Annotated in this window: 17 protein-coding genes and 1 tRNA gene; 13 read left to right on the top strand and 5 right to left on the bottom strand. The window is 69.5% G+C overall.

The annotated features are described in order from the left end of the window. Positions 1-96: 96 nt before the first annotated feature. The 4 genes from NO364_RS00430 to ppk1 all read left to right on the top strand — a co-directional run bounded on the left by NO364_RS00430 (position 97) and on the right by ppk1 (position 5,204). Positions 97-1,017: a serine/threonine-protein kinase RIO2 gene (locus tag NO364_RS00430; protein ID WP_157689476.1), complete on the top strand. Its 921-nt coding sequence runs from the start codon at positions 97-99 to the stop codon at positions 1,015-1,017. Between the two features lie 125 nt (positions 1,018-1,142). After that, positions 1,143-1,733, top strand: coding sequence for a 50S ribosomal protein L15e (locus NO364_RS00435; protein WP_157689475.1), 591 nt, complete (start codon positions 1,143-1,145; stop codon positions 1,731-1,733). A 263-nt stretch (positions 1,734-1,996) separates the two neighbouring features. Continuing rightward, entirely contained in the window at positions 1,997-2,563 is a 567-nt protein-coding gene (locus tag NO364_RS00440) for a peroxiredoxin (protein WP_157689474.1), read from the top strand. 235 nt (positions 2,564-2,798) lie between these two features. Continuing rightward, entirely contained in the window at positions 2,799-5,204 is a 2,406-nt protein-coding gene (gene ppk1 / locus NO364_RS00445; protein ID WP_257628250.1) for a polyphosphate kinase 1, read from the top strand. A 62-nt stretch (positions 5,205-5,266) separates the two neighbouring features. Here ppk1 and NO364_RS00450 read toward each other — a convergent pair whose 3' ends face one another. Next, complete coding sequence (locus NO364_RS00450; protein WP_257628251.1) at positions 5,267-5,953, bottom strand: metallophosphoesterase family protein; 687 nt, start codon at positions 5,951-5,953, stop codon at positions 5,267-5,269. Between the two features lie 341 nt (positions 5,954-6,294). Here NO364_RS00450 and NO364_RS00455 point away from each other — a divergent pair, with 341 nt between their 5' ends. Then, entirely contained in the window at positions 6,295-8,166 is a 1,872-nt protein-coding gene (locus NO364_RS00455) for an aldehyde ferredoxin oxidoreductase family protein (protein WP_199243778.1), read from the top strand. Positions 8,167-8,176: 10 nt separating this feature from the next. On the opposite strand, the gene NO364_RS00460 is transcribed toward NO364_RS00455, so the two are convergent. Next, the gene (locus NO364_RS00460) at positions 8,177-8,572 is read right to left on the bottom strand and encodes a hypothetical protein (RefSeq protein WP_233255321.1); all 396 of its coding nucleotides are present in this window, start codon (positions 8,570-8,572) and stop codon (positions 8,177-8,179) included. 102 nt (positions 8,573-8,674) lie between these two features. Between NO364_RS00460 and NO364_RS00465 the strand changes: the two genes are divergently transcribed. The 5 genes from NO364_RS00465 (at position 8,675) to NO364_RS00485 (ending at position 12,665) form a co-directional block, all read left to right on the top strand. After that, positions 8,675-9,610, top strand: a complete 936-nt coding sequence (locus NO364_RS00465) for a DMT family transporter (RefSeq protein ID WP_257628252.1) — start codon at positions 8,675-8,677, stop codon at positions 9,608-9,610. A gap of 98 nt (positions 9,611-9,708) precedes the next feature. Next, positions 9,709-10,527: an SAMP-activating enzyme E1 gene (gene ubaA / locus NO364_RS00470; protein WP_257628253.1), complete on the top strand. Its 819-nt coding sequence runs from the start codon at positions 9,709-9,711 to the stop codon at positions 10,525-10,527. Positions 10,528-10,598: 71 nt separating this feature from the next. Beyond that, positions 10,599-10,671: transfer RNA gene (locus NO364_RS00475), tRNA-Pro, on the top strand. A gap of 563 nt (positions 10,672-11,234) precedes the next feature. Continuing rightward, entirely contained in the window at positions 11,235-11,801 is a 567-nt protein-coding gene (locus NO364_RS00480) for a DUF8173 domain-containing protein (protein WP_257628254.1), read from the top strand. A 48-nt stretch (positions 11,802-11,849) separates the two neighbouring features. After that, positions 11,850-12,665: an alpha/beta fold hydrolase gene (locus tag NO364_RS00485; protein WP_157689443.1), complete on the top strand. Its 816-nt coding sequence runs from the start codon at positions 11,850-11,852 to the stop codon at positions 12,663-12,665. Here the strand turns inward: NO364_RS00485 and NO364_RS00490 are convergent, their stop codons facing one another. Continuing rightward, the gene (locus NO364_RS00490) at positions 12,666-13,304 is read right to left on the bottom strand and encodes a hypothetical protein (RefSeq protein ID WP_157689442.1); all 639 of its coding nucleotides are present in this window, start codon (positions 13,302-13,304) and stop codon (positions 12,666-12,668) included. Between the two features lie 108 nt (positions 13,305-13,412). Between NO364_RS00490 and NO364_RS00495 the strand changes: the two genes are divergently transcribed. From NO364_RS00495 to NO364_RS00505, 3 genes are all read left to right on the top strand, one after another. Then, positions 13,413-14,441, top strand: coding sequence for a phosphotransferase family protein (locus tag NO364_RS00495; protein WP_157689441.1), 1,029 nt, complete (start codon positions 13,413-13,415; stop codon positions 14,439-14,441). Next, entirely contained in the window at positions 14,438-15,709 is a 1,272-nt protein-coding gene (gene eno / locus NO364_RS00500; protein ID WP_257628255.1) for a phosphopyruvate hydratase, read from the top strand. Before NO364_RS00495 ends, eno begins: the two co-directional genes overlap by 4 nt. 254 nt (positions 15,710-15,963) lie before the next feature. Beyond that, a complete protein-coding gene (locus NO364_RS00505; RefSeq protein ID WP_257628256.1) occupies positions 15,964-16,737 on the top strand; it encodes an HFX_2341 family transcriptional regulator domain-containing protein in 774 nt (257 codons plus the stop codon). Here NO364_RS00505 and NO364_RS00510 read toward each other — a convergent pair. Continuing rightward, a complete protein-coding gene (locus tag NO364_RS00510) occupies positions 16,719-17,087 on the bottom strand; it encodes a hypothetical protein (RefSeq protein WP_157689438.1) in 369 nt (122 codons plus the stop codon). The two genes, NO364_RS00505 and NO364_RS00510, sit on opposite strands and share 19 nt — an antisense overlap. Before the next feature lie 36 nt (positions 17,088-17,123). Then, positions 17,124-18,767 carry a sensor histidine kinase gene (locus NO364_RS00515; protein ID WP_257628257.1) on the bottom strand — a complete coding sequence of 548 codons (1,644 nt, stop codon included), beginning with the start codon at positions 18,765-18,767 and terminating at the stop codon, positions 17,124-17,126. Between the last annotated feature and the right edge of the window lie 92 nt (positions 18,768-18,859).

An 18,859-nucleotide genomic window follows, 5' to 3' on the forward strand; every position in this document is an offset into this window, starting at 1 on the left:
TATTCGGAGGATCAGAACCCCTCCGTTTCCTATCGCGATATACGATTTAGAACGCCGACGCGGGGGGCTTTTGTCCCTCGCGCGCGCAGTCGGGGTATGGTCGAAAACGTGGCCCGCGTCGTGGCCGAACTCGACCCCGAGGACATCTATCTCCTCTCGGGCGTCGAGCAGGGGATGCGGTTCAGCGAGTGGGTCAACCGCGGGAAACTCCCCGACTACGCGGATCTGACGGCCGAGGAGGTGGACTACCGGCTGGATCGGTGCATGAAACGCGACCTGATCGAGCGCCGGACCATCCAGTACGAGGGGTACCAGCTCACCTTCGAGGGGTACGACGTGCTCGCCTTGCACACCTTCGCGGAGCGCGACACCGTCGAGGGGGTGGGAGCGCCGCTCGGCGTGGGCAAGGAAAGCGACGTGTACGAGGTGCAGTCCTATCGACCGTTGGCCCTGAAGTTCCACCGCGAGGGATACACCAACTTCCGGGAGGTGAACCGCGAACGCGAGTACACCGCCGACCGGGACCACGTCTCGTGGCTCTACACCGCCCGCAAGGCGGCCGAACGGGAGTACGAGGCCCTGGAGACGCTTTATCCGGACGTGTCGGTTCCGCGTCCGATCGACCACAACCGTCACGCCATCGTGATGGCGAAGTTCGACGGCATCGAACTCTCGCGGGCGAAACTCGACGACGAGCAGGTCGTGGGGGTCCTCGATCTGATCCTGGGGGAGGTGACGACCGCCCACGGGGCGGGGCTGATCCACGGGGACCTCTCCGAGCACAACGTCGCCGTCGCGTCCTCGGGGATCACGATCTTCGACTGGCCGCAGTCGGTGTCGACCGACCACGCCAACGCCGCCGAACTCCTCGAACGCGACGTCTCCAACCTGATCGGCTTCTTCGCGCGGAAGTATCCCGCCGTCGTCCCCGACGTCGACGCCGCGGCCGTCGCCGAGGCCGTCGCCGCCGACGCGTTCGAGTCGGTTCGCGAGTTCGCGACGAGTCGAAGTTCTTAAGCGCGACCGAGCGGTAGCACCGGCAACTCGCTGGTAGACGGGCCTCCAGCGGGCACCCGACTCGTCGGGACGACATGTGGCTCGCCAGCCGGCGACGCTGAATCGCAAGCGCCCGTGGTGAAATCATGGCACGAAGCTTCTACTCCCACATCCGGGACGCGTGGCAGGACCCCGACGAAGGGGCCCTCGCCGAACTGCAGTGGCAACGAAAGCAGGAGTGGCGCGACCAGGGCGCCATCGAGCGCATCGAGCGCCCGACCCGCCTCGACAAGGCGCGGAACCTGGGCTACAAGGCCAAACAGGGCATCGTCGTGGTTCGGACCTCGGTCCGCAAGGGCGGGGCCCGCAAGCGGCGGTTCAAGGCCGGCCGACGCTCGAAGCGCCAGGGCGTCAACCGGATCGGCCGCCGCAAGAGCATCCAGCGCATCGCCGAGGAGCGCACCTCGCGGAAGTACCCCAACCTCCGCGTGCTCAACTCCTACTGGGTCGGGGAGGACGGCTCCCAGAAGTGGCACGAAGTGATCCTCGTGGACCCGGAGCATCCCGCGATCCAGGCCGACGACGATCTTAACTGGATCTGCGACGACTCCCACAAGGGCCGTGCGTTCCGCGGCAAGACCAGCGCCGGCAGCAAGGGCCGCGGCCAGCGCAAGCGCGGCAAGGGGACCGAACACACCCGGCCGAGCATCGGCGGCGACCGACGCCGCGGCAAGTAACGCCGTTCTCCGTTCTCCGTTTATCGCGCCGCCCACCCCAGGGGCCGTCCACAGCCGATAAATCACATGTCGCGATATTCAATAACCGTCGCGGACGCCGACCCCAACCGTCGGCGCTATCGTGGGCGTCCCGTTTCGCCCGGAAACCGTCGACGCCGATACGCCGTTGAATGAAATACGGATCTCGGAACGGAAACCGAACGAGGTTCGGAAACCCGCGTCCTCGCAAACGTTTACTTACGTGACGCAAGTCGCATGGAACGATGTCCAAGGACTTCCCCTTGCCGGACGACCTCCCAGTACCGGAAGACGACGGGGCGGCCGACCACCTCCAGGGGATGGAGATGCCCGTCGTCTCGTTGGAATCGACCGACGGAACGGTGGTCGATCTCAGAGCGCTCCCGCCCCGCACCGTCGTCTACGTCTATCCGCTGACGGGACGGCCGGATCGGGACGTGATCCCGGAAGGGTGGGACGACGTTCCGGGGGCCCGCGGCTGTACGCCCGAATCACGCGGGTTTCGCGCTCGGTACGACGAACTCCGGGACGAGGGCATCGGAGAAGTCTTCGGGCTGTCGACGCAGTCGACTGCGTACCAGCGTGAGGCCCGCGACCGTTTGGACCTCCCCTTCGAGATGCTCAGCGATGCCGACCGGGCGCTGGCGAGCGCACTCGAACTCCCGACGTTCACCATCGAGGGGGACGAGTACCTGAAGCGGCTGACGCTGGTCGTCACCGACGGACGCGTCGAACGCGTCTTCTATCCGATCTTCCCGCCGGACGAACACGCGAGCGACGTCCTCGAATGGGTGAGCGGAGCGTCCCGATAGACGGAGCGGCGCGTGTTCCGCCGGCCGACCCGTTCGCCCGTCGGGAGGGTTCGTACCGTCCCGGGACGCCGGGACCCCGTCCTACATAGCACACAATAGGGCTCTTAGCGGATTACTTGTGAGTCCACCGGCGTCCACCGATCGTGCCAGGATCGTCCCCGATATTCCCGACCAACCCGTTCGGACGCTCGAACGCTCCCGGACCCGCGGCGGACGGTCCTCGTGAGGTGGGCCGATGAGCGACCCCCACCTCTCGGCGCCCGACTACTACCTGAACCGGGAGCTCTCGGAACTCGCCTTTCAGGCACGCGTCCTCCACGAGGGAACCGACGAGCGCAATCCGCCGCTCGAACGGCTCCGGTTTCTCGCCTTCTTCACGAAGAACACCGACGAGTTCTTCATGAAACGCGTCGGCGGACTCAAACAGCAGATCGACGCGGGCGTGACCGAGACGACGCCCGACGGCCGAACGCCGGAAGAGCAGTGGCGCGAGGTGCTCGACACCGCACGACCGCTCTTTCGGCAGCAGTCCGAATACTGGCGGACGACCCTCGAACCGGCGCTCGCGGACGCGGGGATCGAGATCCGCGACCCCGACACCCTCCCGGCGGACGAGCGCGATCACCTACGGACGTATTTCGAGGAGTCCATCCTGCCGACCCTGACGCCGCTCGCGTTCGATCCGGCGCATCCCTTCCCCTTCATCTCGAACCTCTCCCTTTCCCTCGCCGTGCTTTCGTCGGACGATTCCGACGAGCCGACGTTCACCCGTATCAAGATCCCGTCGAACCAGCCCCGACTGATCGAAGTCCCCGACGGGAGCGATCGGTACGTCCTCATCGAGGACCTCATCGAGAGCAACCTCGACCTCCTGCTTCCCGACCTCGACATCCGCGACGTGTCCAAGTTCAAGGTGACCCGCAACGCCGAGGTACGGCGCAACGAGGAGGTCGCCGAGGACCTCATCGACATGGTCGAGGAGGTCCTCGAACAGCGCCGCTTCGCGACGGTCGTCCGGCTGGAGGTCGACGCCGACATGCCCGAGGAGTCGGTCTCGATCCTCAAGGAACACCTCGACGTGGACGACCGGGAAGTGTTCCACCGCGAGGGGCCGATCGACTTCGAGGACTTCTTCGAACTCGTCGAACTGGACCGTCCCGAGCTCAAGCTTCCCCCGTGGACGCCGCAGGCACATCCACGCCTGGGGCCGGTGACCGGGGACGTCCGGGACGAGCCGACGGACATCTTCGACGAGGTACGGGCGGGGGACGTTCTGGTCCATCACCCCTATCACTCCTTCGAGGGGACGGTACAGCGGTTCCTCGACGCGGCGGCGACCGACCCCGACGTGCTCGCGGTGAAGGCGGCCATCTACCGGACCGCGAGCGATTCGAAGGTGATCCAGAGCCTCATCGACGCCGCAGACAACGGCAAGCAGGTGGCGGTGATGGTCGAGCTCAAGGCCCGGTTCGACGAGAAGAACAACCTCGAATGGGTTCGGCAGCTCGAAGAGGAGGGCATCCACGTCGCCTACGGCACCGTCGGACTGAAGACACACACCAAGACGGCGCTCGTGGTTCGACAGGAGGCCGATGGCGTCCGACTCTACTCCCACGTCGGCACGGGGAACTACCACTCGGAGACGGCCAAGGGCTACTCGGATCTGGGGCTGTTGACCGCCGATCGGGACGTCGGCCACGACCTCACGAAGGTGTTCAACTTCTTCACTGGCCCCACCCTCGACGACCGGTTCCGGAAGCTCCTCATCGCCCCGGTGACGATGCGCGAGCGGTTCACGGAGATGGTCAGGCGGGAGGCCGAGCACGCTCGCCAGGGGCGCCGGGCCCGGATGGTCGTGAAGGTAAACGGGCTCGAGGATCCGGCGATGGTCGAAGAGCTCTATCGCGCCTCGATGGCCGGGGTCGAAATCGACCTGATCGTACGGGACATCTGTCGGCTTCGCCCCGGTATCGAGGGGGTGAGCGAGAACGTCACCGTCCACTCCATCGTCGGGCGGTTCCTGGAACACGCCCGCGTCTTCTACTTCGAGAACGCGGGCTCCCCCGAGTGGTATATCGGATCGGCCGACTGGATGACGCGGAACCTCGACCATCGGGTCGAGGCCGTCACGCCCGTCGAGGCCGTCTCGCTGCGGGAACAGCTTCGGTTCGTCTTGGAGGCGTCGCTGGCGGACAACCGCCGCCGGTGGGTGATGCGAAGCGACGGCAGCTACGAGCAGGTTACGCCGGGCGACGAGCCGGTGCGGGACGTTCAGGAGCTCCTGATGGCAGTCACGGAGGCCGCCCTCGAACGCGGCCACGGAGCGGGCCTGGAGACCGACACCGAACCGATCGCGGGCGACCTCCTCGTCACGGACGTCGATTCGAACGACGCCGCATCCGGAGCCACGGACACGGGCGACGACCCCACCGACGCCGAGGAGTTCCAGTCGGAAGCTGACGACGCCGGCGAGGGCCAGTCGGGTGGCGGGAACGGCTCCGTGTTCGAGGCCCACGCCGACCGCTGGTACCGCCCCGACAGCGAGACGTACGACTGGGCGGTTCGAACGGCGGAGGGATCACGTCGATACTTCGAGACGCGCGACGGGGCACGGGAGCGGCTCCGGTCGGAGTACGAGTGAGTCACCGTCGGCCGTAGTCCGTCCCCCGCCTGTCGCCCGCCCGACGGCCGGATCCGACGCTCTCAGACCGGGGTGACGATCTTCGCGTCGTCCCGCTCCCGGTGGGTCGTCGTCCCGTCGACGGTCACGAAGGCGTCGCGGCGGTAGTCGTACGCGGTCAGCGGCCCGCCGTAGACACACCCGGTATCGAGGCCGACGGCGTGTGGCCGGTCGACCGGTCGGTCGTGCACGGTGTGGCCGAAGAACACGCGGAACGGGCCGTCGTAGCTCTCGTACCAGAACGGCCCCTCGTAGCCGTCACCGTGCGGGGAGCGCATCGTCAACAGCTCCTCGGCGGTGTGCGCGGCGAGCGGTCGCTCGGGGTCGACGCCCCCGTGGACGACCAGCGCGTCGGCGAAGGAGACGGCGACGGGCAGCGACGCGAAGTACGCCCGGTCCCCCTCGCGGAGCCAGTCGGGGGACTTCTCGCCGCGGACGATCTTCCCCTCGTTGTTCCCGCGGACACTGAGCAACCGGTCGTCGGCGCGGACGAGGTCGACGACGCCGGGGCTGTCCGGGCCCTTCCGGACGAGGTCGCCGACGAAGACGACGAGGTCGTCGTCGCCCAGTTCCAGTGTCGCGAGGAGCGACTCCAGCGCCAGCCGGCTCCCGTGGACGTCGCCGACGACGTAGATATCGTGATAGCGGTCCGCGTCGATCCGTTCGTGGTGCGGTTCGACCGCGTCGTCGAACTGGGGTATCGCGTGCATTGGCGGAGTCTCCAGGGGTGGGTGTCCGCTCACACCCCACCCGGTCGTGGCCGACACCAAGAACTGGCGGAGTTAAGCGGTTGCTAATAGACGACTATACGGCTATGTATCGCAGCCTTCGATACCGTTCGCACAACCCGACGGAGTGGGTGCGGTCGGGTGTGCAGGACTCTCGAACGCTACGATAGGTCCCTTCGGGGTGTCGGTCCCGGGCGGCGTCGCCCCGGCAGTAGCCCCCCGTGAGCGACAAACGATTAGTATGCGGAGCGCCGACGGTGAATCCATGTCACAGACCACTGCCACGGCCGTCCGGCGGGCCGACACGTCGGTCGGAGTGTAACGTGTCCGAGACCGACCTCCCGTCCGTCTACGGTGGCGAGACCCTCCACGTCCACCTCGATACGGGCGAGTCCGAGACCGAACCGATCGACCCCGGGGACGCCCGCCGTTTCCTCGGGGGGAACGGCTTCGCGGTGAAGGCTGTCCACGACCACGTGCCGAGCGACGCCGACCCCCTCGACCCCGAGAACATCCTCGCGTTCACCGTCGGTCCGATGAACGGGACGCCGTTCCAGTCGACGAGTCGGGGCGTCGTCGGCTTCGTCAGCCCACAGACCGACGGCTTCTTCGACAGCACCTTCGGCGGTACGTTCCCCCGCGCCCAGAAGACGACCGGCTTCGAGTCCGTCGTCCTCCACGACGCCGCCGCGGACCTCTCCTATGTCCGGATCGGCGAGGACGGCGCCGAGGTGGTGCCGGCGCCGGACCTCGCGGGCCTGGACACCTACGAGACGTGTGCCGAAGTGGGCGACCGGATCGCCGCCGACGACGGCGTCGACGCCGAGGACGTCCACGTCATCGCCGCCGGGCCGGCCGGCGAGAACCTCGTGCGTTTCGCCTGTCTGCTCCACGACTCCGAGATGCGTGAAGGCGTCGCCGGCCGCGGCGGCGCCGGCGCCGTCCTCGGCTCGAAGAACGTCAAGGCCGTCGCCATCGAGGAGGGCGACTTCCGCCCCGACCCCGCCGCCGACGGCGAGCTCCGCGACCTCGTGGGCGGTCGGATGGGGCCCCTGATGGCCGAGACGGAGATGCTCCAGAACTACGGCACCAGCGGCCTCGTCAACCCGATCAACGAGATGGGGAAGCTCGGCCGGCGGAACAACCGGGTCGAACAGGCTTCCCGTGAGGAGGCCGAGGCGATCAGCGGCGAGCGCATCCGCGAGGAGTACGTCACCGAGGACACTACGTGTGCGAACTGCGCGGTCGCCTGCGGCAAACACGTCACCGTCGAGAGCGAGGGCGTCACCGACGGGAAGATCCCCGAGTTCGAGAGCCTCTTCGGCACGGCGACGATGACCGACGTCTTCGACGTCGAGCGCGTCATGAAGGCAAACGACCTCTGTGACCGCCTGGGGATGGACACCATCTCCTGGGGAGTCTCGGTCGCCTTCGCCCGCGAGTGTTACGACGAGGGACTCCTGACCGACGACGACTCCCCGTATCTCGACTTCGGCGACGCGGACGGGCTGGTCGAGCTCGCGCGGCGGACGGCCCACCGCGAGGGGTTCGGCGACCGCCTCGCCGAGGGGTCGTTCCGCCTCGCGGCCGAACTGGACGACGAGGCGGAACACTACCTCCACGGCGTCAAGGGCTTGGAGTTCGCCGCGCACTCGCCCCGCGGCCTGAAGGGGATGAGCATCGGCTACGCCACGGCCACCCGCGGCGGCTCGCACCACGACACCCGCCCCACGCTCCAGTACGACGGCGAACACGCCGAGACCACCGAGGGAACCCCCGAGTTCGCCGCCCGCATCCAGCATTTCACCGCCCTCGGCGACTCGCTCACCCAGTGCCGGTTCGTGAGCGAGGGCGGCTGGGGGAAACGCGTCACCGACCGCTACCGGGACGCGATCAACGCCGCGACCGGGTGGGACCTCTCGACCGACGACGTCGAGGGGATCGGCGAGCGCATCTACAACCTCGAACGCCTCGTCAACGTCGAACGCGGCGTCGCTCGCCGCGAGACGGACACCCTCTCCCACCGGGTGATGCACGAACCCATCCCCGAGGGGCCGAGCGAGGGGATGTACTGCCCGCCCGAGGAACTCGACCGGATGTTGGACGAGTATTACGACTTCCGCGGCTGGGACGACGACGGCGTCCCCACGGCCGCGCGACTCGACAGCCTCGGTATCGGCGAGTACGCGGACTGAGGCGCTCCGCTCATCCGTTCGCGCCGCGGTAGCCGACCAGCACCCACGTCCCGACGGCGACGGCGGCCGCGACGAGCACGAAGACCCAGAAGGCGACCCAGGCCCCCGCGCCGGGACTGCCGGTCCACACCCCGGCGGCGACCCCGGCTAGGCCGGCGAGCACGAACGGCGCCAGGAAGGGAAAGTCGGTCCAGGAACCGCCGGCGTTGCGGTACTCGACGGCGTATCCCCAGACGTTGCCGACGGTGAACTGGAAGATGACGAGCCCGAACAGCCCCGAGACGAGGGCGCGCACCGCCGCCACGCCGGTGACCTCGTCGGCGCGCGACAGCGAGACGCCGATGCCGGCGAGGAGGACGACGACCATCAGGGCGTGCCAGGGACGGAGTCGGTCGCGGAGGGCCATGGGCCCGACTCGCCCGCGGAGGCAAAGAGGCCACCGGCGGATCTCGCCGCCGGACACGGTTTTCTTGCCAACCCGGGTCGTTGGCCCGACCGGAGCCCTCCGATGAACCGGGATCGACTCCTCGCGGCCACCCCTCTCCTCGCGGCGACGTTGTGGGGCGGAATGTACGTCGTCAGCAAGTGGGGGTTCGACGCCATCCCGCCGTTGACGCTCGTCTTCCTGCGGGTCGCCCTCGGCGCGGCGGCGCTGTATCCGATCGTTCGGCTGACGACGCCCACGCGCTCCTTTTCCCGCCGGGAGTGGTGGCGGCTGGCCGGCCTCGCCGTCTGGCTGACGGCCGCCCTGTCCACGCAGTTCGTCGGCACCGAGTTGACGAACGCGAGTTACGGGTCGCTGTTGACCGTCTCGACGCCCGTGTTCATCCTCGCGCTCGGCGTGACCGCCCTCGACGAACGGCTCACACGGCACAAGGCCGGCGGCACCCTCCTCGCGGTCGCCGGGACCCTCGTCGTCCTCTCCGGCGGGGGTGAGGGCGGGGGCGTCGTCCCCTCGTTCACCGACGGGGTCGTCTTCGGGGTTGCGCTGTTGCTCGTCTCGTCGTTCTGTTTCGCCGCCTTCACCGCCTTCGGCAAGCCGCTCGTCCGGCGGTACTCGGCGCTCGAAACCGTGACCTACGCGACCGTCCTCTCCGTTCCCCTGTTCGGGCTGCTGGTCCCCCTCGACGTCGTGTGGCGGCCGGCCGCCCTCGCGTCCGTGCCGATCACCCTCCCCGTCGTCGGGGCCGTCCTCTACCTCGGGCTCCTCAGCACCGCGGCCGCGTGGTACTGCTGGTACAAAGGCATGGAGTACGCGGACGCAAGCAGCGTCGGCGTCTTCTTTTTCGCCCAACCCGTCGTCGGCATCCTCCTCGGGGTCGTCCTCCTCGGCGAGTCGATCGGTCCCGGCTTCTTCGTCGGCGGGACCCTCCTCGCCGCCGGCGTCTACGTCGTGAACCGCGCCGACGAGCCGTCGGACTCGGCCGCGCCCGACGCCGCGTGAACGCGCCGATACGGTCGCTATCGCGACGTGTCGGTCGCACTTCGCCCGTCGCACACGGACGGCACGGATTTATCCACCTCGACAACCGAGGGGGCAGTATGAGTGGGCTCTCGCTCGACGCCACGCAGCTCGACCGGTACTCCAGACACATCATTATGGACGAGGTCGGCCCCGAGGGACAGAAGCGACTGCTGGATTCGAGCGCGCTCGTCGTCGGCGCCGGCGGGCTCGGCGCGCCGGTCATCCAGTACCTCGCGGCCGCGGGCGTCGGCCACATCGGCGTCGTCGACGACGACGTGGTCGAGCGCTCGAACCTCCAGCGTCAGGTGATCCACGGCGACGCCGACGTCGGCCGGCCGAAAGTCGAGAGCGCGCGGGACTTCGTCGCGACGCTCAACCCCGACGTCGACGTCGACACCCACGAGACTCGCCTCGACCGCTCGAACGCCGACCTGATCGAAGGTCACGACGTGGTCGTCGACGCCTCCGACAACTTCCCGACGCGCTATCTCGTCAACGACCGCGCCCGACTCGCCGGGGTTCCCGTCTCCCACGGCGCCATCTACAAGTTCGAGGGACAGGTCACGACCCTGCATCCCGACGGCCCCTGCTATCGGTGTCTCTTCCGCGAGGCGCCCGAACCGGGGACGGTCCCCGACTGTGCGACCACGGGCGTCCTCGGCGTCCTCCCCGGTACCGTCGGCTGTATCCAGGCCACCGAGGCCGTGAAGCTCCTGCTCGACGCCGGGGACCCGCTGGTCGGCCGGATGCTCTTCTACGACGCCATGGACATGACCTTCGACACCGTCCCCTACGCCGAGGATCCGGACTGTCCGGTCTGTGGCGAGGACCCCATCGACTCCATCGAGGACGTGGAGTACGTCGACGGCTGTGGCATCGGCGCCGGCGCGGACTGATTCCGGCCGTCCCGTCGCCCGGATGAGCCGAACGAAATCCTTTAGCGCCCGCGCGGAGCAGTTGGACGTGCGGGACCGTGGGTTAGCTTGGTATACTTCGGGCCTTGGGTGCCCGTGACCCCGGTTCGAATCCGGGCGGTCCCACTCCCACTTTTTGTTCGGTCACTCCGTTCCCTCGCAAAAACGTGGGGAAAAACCGCACGGCAGGATTCGAAGCAGGGAGTGGAGCGAAGGGGACCTCGCGGACGACCAACGGGAGTCCGCGACGGTCCCACCCCCACTTTCTGCTCGGCCACTTCGTCGCGGTGTGTCGCACCGGCTTCCCGAGGGGACGGAGTAGGCCGTGATCCGCGAGAACCGTCCATCGGCTGGTGCCGTGTGGTTGGGAAACCCAATTAGCTCGTGGTCGGCGGTTCCACCCACCCATCCGCCGTCGACCCCTCCACGATAGCGACACCCCGACGACTACCCGAAAAAGGGGAGCACACGACTGATCACGAACCAGATCAGGACGCCCACGACGGCCAGAAACGTCAGTATGCTTATAATGTCGCCGATCAGTTTGACGGGATCCATAGGCGAGCGAAATCCCGGACGGCAAATAACCGTTTGGGAGATGGACGCCCCGGTCCGTCGCCGCCGTCGTTCGCACCGCTCCGGTCGCCGGAGCGCAAAGGGTTAGTCACCCCCGTCCGACCCACGGGACGATGCCCTCCACCCGTTCGCTCGCCCGCGTCGGGAGCGCCGCCGTTCCCGTCGTCGCCGCGCTCTCGCTCGCGGGTCTCGCCGCCGCACAGTCTCCCGTCGCCGACGCCGACATCGGCGCCAGGCTCGCCGCCCGGTTCGTCGGCGGCTTCCTCGTCAACCTCGTGCTCGCCGGACTGCTCGTCCTCCTCGCGCCGTCGTACGCCCGACGGACCGTCGGCGCCATCCGGGACGACCCCGGGAGCGCCTTCCTGTGGGGACTGCTCGTCGGCATCGCCCTCCCCATCGGCCTCGTGTTGCTGGCGCTCACGATCATCGGCCTGCTGATCACCATCCCGGGACTGATCGGGGTGGCCATCCTCGGCGTCGTCGGCAACGCGGTCGCAGTCTGCTGGATCGGGGGATTCCTGACCGGCGGCGACGTCGACGGCGCGGCCGTCGGCGCCGGCGCCCTGGTGTTCGCCGTCGTCGCGGTGATCCCCCTCGTCGGCAACCTCGCGACGACCCTGCTCGGCTTTTTCGGCCTCGGCGTCGTCGGCCGGGACCTCTACACGTCGTGGCAGGGGTAGGGCGCGACGACCGTCGGAGCTTTTGTGTCCGGACGGCGAGCCCCCGGTATGCGCTCACGGACGGTCACCGGCGGCGACGGCGTCGACATCCACGTCGAGGAACGCGGCCCGGAGGACGGGCGGCCGCTCCTCCTGATCCACGGGTTCTCCCAGTGTCGGCTGGCGTGGACCCCCCAGTTCGAGTCGCCGCTCGCCGAGGAGTACCGCCTCGTCGCGATGGACCTCCGTGGACACGGCGAGTCCGGGACGCCGGCGGAGTACGCCGACTCGCGGCTCTGGGCCGACGACGTCCGCGCGGTGATCGAGGGACTCGAACTCGTCGATCCAGTGCTCGTCGGGTGGTCCTACGGCGGCCTCGTCGTCTCCGATTACCTCGCCATCCACGGGGACGACGCCCTCGCCGGCGTCGTCCTCGTCGGCGCCATCACGGAGAAGGGAACACCCGACGCCGACCGGTTCGCCGGCGAGGAGTTCGTCGCTCTGGGCCCGGGTCTGGAATCGACCGACGCCGAGCGGAGCGTCGCGGCGCTCGATTCCTTCGTCCGCCTCTGTGTCGAGGGTGACCTCGACGACGCGACCCGGTATCGGATGCTCGGGTACAACGCTGCGGTGCCGCCACACGTCAGGGCCGCCCTCCAAGGGCGCACCGTCGACCACGAGGCGACGCTGCCGTCGGTGGAGACGCCGGTCCTGTTGCTCCACGGCGAGGTGGACCCCGTGGTTCGGCCGGCGGCCGCGCGGAAACACGTCGGCCTGTTCCCGAACGCGCGGCTGATCACCTACGACGGCGTCGGGCACTCCCCCTTCCTCGAGGCCCCCGACCGGTTCGAGGCCGACCTCCGGACCTTCCTCGCGGACCTGTAATCAGTCGGGATCACCGAGCCGCGGGTTGCCCGCGACGACTGCCTCGCCGAGGCGTCTGAGGTCCTCCGTCTCGGGGTAGAACGCCTCGAAGGCGGCGACGAACTCGCGGGCGCGCTCCCGCGGCACCGCGTCGGCGCGGGCCGAAAGCAGGGGTTCCGAGTCGACGAACAGGCGGACGCGGGGCGACGGATCGGCGGGACCGGTCGCCTCGACGCGGAGGCCGTCCCCGCGTTCGAACACCGTCTTCGACGGCGCGGGCCGGTGGCGCCACGCCGGGGGCAGGTCGACCCCCTCGTGGAGGTCGGCCAGGAACGTCCCGAAGACGTCTTCGCACCCCCGGCAGAGGAGGTACGCCCCTCGCGAGACGACTCGGTCGCCGACGAGACTCGCCAGGTCGACCAGCCCCGTCTCGGCGGCCGCGCGATCACAGAACCCGCAGGCGCCGCCGAGGGGTTCGGTCACCGACCAGTGGCGCGTGAGTTCGACCACCTCGGGCCGGCAGTCCGCACAGACGAAGGCCGTCGCGGGCACCGCCGCGTCCGGATCGACCCGGTGGAGCCGCCGAAGCCGCCCGTGGCGACGCGCCGTCGACGGGCGGAAATGCGTCCCACAGCAGTGACACCGCCTGACGGGCTGCATGTCGGATCCTCGCCCCCTGACCGATATAACGGTTTCCCGCGTCGTCGGACGGGCGTCGGACCCTCGCGGAGCAAACGTGAAGTGATCGGGGGGTTTCGACGCGGACGAATGACAGATCAGGACACCGCGTTCACGCCCGAGGCGGCCGTCGACCACTGTCGACGCCACGGTGTCGTCCCCGAGGGGGCGGCGGCCACGGCGCGCTCGCTCGGCGGCGGCGTCTCCAATCACGTCTACGAGGTGACGTGGGAGGACGGCTGTGTCGTCGTGAAGCGTCCGCTCCCGAACCTCGCCGTCGAGGAGGACTGGCCGGCCGACGTCGACCGCGTCCACAACGAGGCGGCGGCGATCCGCACCTACGCGTCGGTCCTCGCGGACGCCGACCTCGCGGCCCGCGTCCCCGGCGTCGTGAGCGAGACGGACGACCACGTCGTCGCCATCGAGTGTGCGCCCGCGGACGCGACGATGTGGAAGGCGGAACTGCTCGACGGCCGGGTCGACGCCGCCGTCGCCGCCGCCGTCGGCGAGGTCCTCGGCACCGTCCACGACGCCGTGGCCGACGACCCGGCGGTCCGCGAGACGTTCGCCGACAAGCGCCCCTTCGATCAGTTGCGCGTCGACCCTTACCACCGCGCGACGGCCCGGCGTCATCCCGACGTGGCCGACGCCATCCGGACGGAGATCGACCGCATCATGGACGTCTCCCGCACCCTCGTCCACGGCGACTACAGCCCCAAGAACGTCCTCGTCGACCGCCGTTCGGGGGCCGTTCCCTGGGTTCTCGACTTCGAGGTGGCCCACTGGGGCGACCCCGCCTTCGACACCGCGTTCATGTGCAACCACCTCTACATCAAGTCGATCTACAACCACGGCGCGCACGAGGCGTACGCGGACGCGGCCGCCCGGTTCTGGGACGCCTACGACGCCGCCGTCGCGTGGGACATCGAACACGAGACGGTGCGGGAACTCGCGGTGTTGATGCTCGCCCGCGTCGACGGCAAGTCGCCCGTCGAGTACGTCGAACGCGAGGCGGTCGCCGACGCGCTCCGCCGGGTGGCGAAGGCGACGCTCCGCGGCGAGGCGGCGACGCTCGACGAGTTCGCGGCGTTGGCCCGCGAGGAGGCGGCGGCGCTATGACCGACATCGTCGGCGTCGACGCGTGGGAGGTGCTCGACTCGCGGGGCGACCCCACGGTCCGCGTCCGGGTCGACACCGCCGACGGGTCGGGGACGTTCACCGTCCCCGCCGGGGCCAGCACGGGCGCCCACGAGGCCGTCGAGCGACGCGACGGCGGCGACCGCTACGGCGGGCGGGGCGTCCGCGAGGCCGTCGCGGCGGTCCGCGACGAACTCGAACCGGTTGCGGTCGGGCGACCAGTGACCGACCAGCGGGGCGTCGACGAGGCGCTCGCCGACCGCGACGGCACCGCGGACCTGTCCCGCCTCGGCGCCAACGCCGTCCTCGGCGTCTCGGGCGCCGTCGCCCGCGCCGCGGCCGCCGCGACCGACCGCCCGCTCTACGAATCGCTGGCCCCGTCGCCGGGGCCGGGATCCATCCCGCTTCCCATGATCAACGTGCTCAGCGGCGGCCTCCACGCCGCGGCCGACCTGCCGATCCAGGACTTCCTGATCGTGCCAACGGGCGCCGAGACGTACCCCGAGGCCCTGGAGACGGCGTGGGCGGTCCGCCGGGCGGCCGCGAAACGGCTCGGCGACGGCGAGCACCCGCCGTCGGTCGCCGACGAGGGCGGCTTCGTCCCCGACGTGGCCGACGCCGACGCCGCCTTCGAGACCCTCGCCGGCGCCGTCCGCGACGCCGGGTTCGAGCCCGCCCGCGACGACGTGGCGTTCGCGGTGGACGTCGCGGCGACGCATTTCCACGACCCCGACCGCGACCGGTATGCGCTCGGCGACACAGCGGTCGATCGCGGGGCGATGATCGACCGCGTGGCTTCGTGGGTCGGCGACTACCCCCTCGTCTCGGTCGAGGACCCGCTGGCCGAGGACGACTGGAAAGGGTGGGCGCGGCTGGCCGACCGCGTCGGCGACCGCGTCCAGTTGCTCGGCGACGACCTGCTGGCGACGAACCCCGACCGTCTGGAGCGGGCGGTCGACGGCGGCGTCGCCAACGCGGTCCTCGTCAAGCCGAACCAGGCGGGGACCATCACCCGGGCGCGGCGGGTCCTCGAACGCGCGCAGGCGGCCGGGTGGGCGCCCGTCGTCTCCGCCCGATCCGGCGAGACCTGTGATTCGACCATCGCCGACCTCGCCGTCGCCTGCGACGCGGGACAGATCAAGATCGGATCGCTCGCCCGGTCGGAACGCCTCGCGAAGTACAACCGACTGCTCGGGATCGACCGATCGTCCGACGGCGGCTTCGCCGGCGCGGCGGCGCTCGCGCCGTAGCCGGTCCCATCCGGCCGCCGCGGGACGGCTACCGTGTGCGCCGGGACCGGCGTCCCCCCTGTGGGTACCGCGCGAGCGGTCGAGGCACCCCGTCGCCGATCCCGACGCACTCACCGGCCGTCCCGCGGCGGGCCCCCCGTACACCGTCGTCCGGTGTACGCTCACGACTCCACGTCGGGGGATGTTGGATATTTTGCCGTTACTCGCGTTACGACCGTTACTTAGAAGCGGCGCCGCCGCGTCGGCATCGGCGAATGAACGTCGCCGAGCGCGTCCACGTGATGCCGTTCGGGTTCGAACACGACCGGATCGTCGAACCCGCACGAGAGTACCGCGCCGACCGCGTGATCCTGCTGGACTGGCTCGCTCCGGACGTCGAACGCCCGTCGTACCACGACGACGTGCTCGCGGCGCTGGCGGCGGCCGGCATCGAGACCGAGCGCCGCGACTGCGAGCTGTTCGACCTCTACGACTCCATCGCGACGGTCGCCGAGATCGCAACCGCCGAGGCCACCCCCGACGGCGAGGACGACGTCGCCAACGAGGTGTACGTGAACCTCGCGACGGGGAGCAAGATCACCGCCATCGGCGGCATGATCGCGTGTATGGTGACCGAGGCCGCCCACCCCTACTACGTCCGCGCGGAGCGGTACGCCTCGGGGACGGAGCCGGTGGGCTACGGGATGGAACTCGCCGTCGACCTGCCGACCTACCCGATGGACCGCCCCGACGACCAGCAGGTCGCCGTGCTGTGCCGGCTCGCCGACGAGGGACCGCACTCGAAGAAGGCGTTGATCCGCTTCGGCGCCGACCGGGAACTGCCCTTCATCCGGGACTGCGACCGGCCGTTCGACGGGTCGGGGAAGCCGACCAAGCAGTCCTACGCACGGCTCAGGAGACACGTCGTCGATCCGCTCCAGGAACGGGGGTTCGTGGCCGTCGAACCCGCCGGAACCGCTCGGCGCGTGCGGACGACCGAGGCCGGCCGGAACGCAGCCCGGGCCTTCGGCTACGTCCGTGACACCTGATCGTCCAGGCTCTCGACGACCGGCTGGAGTCGGTCGTCGTCGTCGAAGAACTCGATCAGCGTCGCCGTGCTGTACGCGAGTTCGTACGCCGGCCGTCCCTTGCCGACGGGCGACCGCTCGCCCGCGTCCGCCGTCTCGACGTGTCCCTCGGCGTCGAGTTCGTTGAGCGCGCGGGTCACGTCCGCCTCGGAGACGGTACCGACCACGCCGTCGACGGCTGCGGCCTCCTCGCCGCAGACGCGGCTGATCTCACCCGCGTGAGCCGGCGTCCGTCCCGTCTCGGACAGGCGTGCGATACCGAGCAGGGTGAGGCGCTGGACGAGCGTCGTCGCGTGGAGCTGGTCGGTCATACGTGTCAACTGAACGGCCAGCGTCAAAACCGTACCTCATTCGTCCACGGGCGACACGTCCGCGATCGACAGGACGATCCGGATCCCCTCCCGGTAGTCCGCGTCGATGCTCGCCCCCCAGCCGTGGACCTGTGCGAGCGTGCGCACCAGGGGAAGGGCGGTCCCGACGGCGCCGTGGGCCGCCGCGTCGCCGTAGTCGAAGTACCGATCCGAATCGTCGCCGGGCGGATCGCCGTCGCCCGTGATCGTCACCTCGCCGTCGTGGCGGGCGACCGTCACCGTCGTCGCGCCGTTGTCGACGAGGAACTCGAAGGCCCGCTGGAGGAGCACTTCGAAGCGCGTCGGGTCCGCCTCGACCGACGGGGTCCCCTCGACGGTCAGCGACGCGGCCTCGTGTTCGACGTCCGCCCAGGCTGTCCGCGCCGTCTCGGCGACGTCGACGGTGGTGGTATCGGCCATCGTCTGCCCGTACTGTGCGAGCGTCGCGAAGTCGTTCATCAGGCGGGTGGTCCGGTCGGTCGTGTCGGTGGCCGTCCGGAGCGCGCCGCGTGCGTCCTCGACGGATCCGTCCTCGAGCCGGTCGATGGCCCATCGGACGTTCCCCTGGATGATCGTCACCGCGTTCCGGAGTTCGTGGCGCATCCCCGTCGAGAGGTCCTCGAGTTGCCGGTCGTGGCGTTCGAGTTCGCGCCGCTGGCGTTCGATCCGGGTCACGTCGGTGAAGACGACGATCCGCGAGAGCGACCCTTGGCCGATGTCGAAGTCGTTCTCGCTCACCACGTAATGTCGGCGCTCGCCGTCGACGTCGACGTCGACCACGCCGCGGTCGTCGTCCAGCGCCGCCGCCACCGACGGGAGCGACTCGATGGGCTCGCCGGCCGCGTCGTCGAGGGCGGGAAACAGCCGGCGGGCCGCCCCGTTGAACTCGCGGATGCGGCGGTCGTCGTCGAGGAAGACGGTCGCCCCCTCGACGCCGCCGGTGAGCTGGACCGCGAAAAAGCGGTCCTCGAAGACGAACAGGACGCCGACCGCGAAGGCCGCCACTCCGAGGGGCGCGTGGATCATGTCGATCAACAGCGGCGACGCGAACCCGAGGATGTCGAGCACGACCGGTGCGCCCGCGAGCGCGACCAGGACTGCGAGCGATCGGGTGTCGTAGTCCGCTTCGACGAACGCCTCGAACAGGGCGAACATGCCGACGGCCGCGAGCGTATACGAGAGGCCGGTTACGATCCAGTGAAAGAGGCCCTGCTGGATCGCCAGATGCGGGAACGGCTCCGTGACGAAGCCCGTGGTGAAATAGAGGTGATGGATGGGGTTGGTGACCTTCACGGCGACGACGACGAGATAGAGGGCGATCCCCGCGCGGCGGTACGCCCGCTGTCGGTGGTAGGTGCGGCCGGTGTACGCCGAACAGAAGTAGAGCCACGCGAAGACGGTGCTGAACCCGAAGATGAGTCCGACCAGATACACCACCGTCTTCGGGCCGCGGCCGGGCAGGACCAGCAGGCTCGCGTGGCTGGCGGCCCAGGCCCCGCTCGTGGCGAGCAGGACCACGAGCCCGCGGCGCGTCTCGGCGTCCTCGATCCGTCGAGCGCGGACGGTGCCGGCGACACAGCCGGCGGTCGCCACGACGAACAGCAGCGTGTACGCGACGGCCGACGACGGTTCGAGGGCCAACGGTCTGTCGGATCCCTGGGCACGCCCCGTTACCAACCCTTCGGTTCCATCGCTACGCTCGTGGCATGAGTCACCCACTCACGGAAGCCTTA

It is taken from the genome of Haloplanus salinarum, from assembly GCF_024498175.1.
Lineage (GTDB): Archaea > Halobacteriota > Halobacteria > Halobacteriales > Haloferacaceae > Haloplanus > Haloplanus salinarum.

Bases quoted from the DNA above. Each gene is read 5' to 3' on its own strand.
- NO364_RS00430 (WP_157689476.1), top strand. From the start codon at position 97: ATGGTCGAAAACGTGGCCCGCGTCGTGGCCGAACTCGACCCCGAGGAC.
- NO364_RS00435 (WP_157689475.1), top strand. From the start codon at position 1,143: ATGGCACGAAGCTTCTACTCCCACATCCGGGACGCGTGGCAGGACCCC.
- NO364_RS00440 (WP_157689474.1), top strand. From the start codon at position 1,997: ATGTCCAAGGACTTCCCCTTGCCGGACGACCTCCCAGTACCGGAAGAC.
- ppk1 (WP_257628250.1), top strand. From the start codon at position 2,799: ATGAGCGACCCCCACCTCTCGGCGCCCGACTACTACCTGAACCGGGAG.
- NO364_RS00450 (WP_257628251.1), bottom strand. From the start codon at position 5,953: ATGCACGCGATACCCCAGTTCGACGACGCGGTCGAACCGCACCACGAA.
- NO364_RS00460 (WP_233255321.1), bottom strand. From the start codon at position 8,572: ATGGCCCTCCGCGACCGACTCCGTCCCTGGCACGCCCTGATGGTCGTC.
- NO364_RS00465 (WP_257628252.1), top strand. From the start codon at position 8,675: ATGAACCGGGATCGACTCCTCGCGGCCACCCCTCTCCTCGCGGCGACG.
- ubaA (WP_257628253.1), top strand. From the start codon at position 9,709: ATGAGTGGGCTCTCGCTCGACGCCACGCAGCTCGACCGGTACTCCAGA.
- NO364_RS00480 (WP_257628254.1), top strand. From the start codon at position 11,235: ATGCCCTCCACCCGTTCGCTCGCCCGCGTCGGGAGCGCCGCCGTTCCC.
- NO364_RS00485 (WP_157689443.1), top strand. From the start codon at position 11,850: ATGCGCTCACGGACGGTCACCGGCGGCGACGGCGTCGACATCCACGTC.
- NO364_RS00490 (WP_157689442.1), bottom strand. From the start codon at position 13,304: ATGCAGCCCGTCAGGCGGTGTCACTGCTGTGGGACGCATTTCCGCCCG.
- NO364_RS00495 (WP_157689441.1), top strand. From the start codon at position 13,413: ATGACAGATCAGGACACCGCGTTCACGCCCGAGGCGGCCGTCGACCAC.
- eno (WP_257628255.1), top strand. From the start codon at position 14,438: ATGACCGACATCGTCGGCGTCGACGCGTGGGAGGTGCTCGACTCGCGG.
- NO364_RS00505 (WP_257628256.1), top strand. From the start codon at position 15,964: ATGAACGTCGCCGAGCGCGTCCACGTGATGCCGTTCGGGTTCGAACAC.
- NO364_RS00510 (WP_157689438.1), bottom strand. From the start codon at position 17,087: ATGACCGACCAGCTCCACGCGACGACGCTCGTCCAGCGCCTCACCCTG.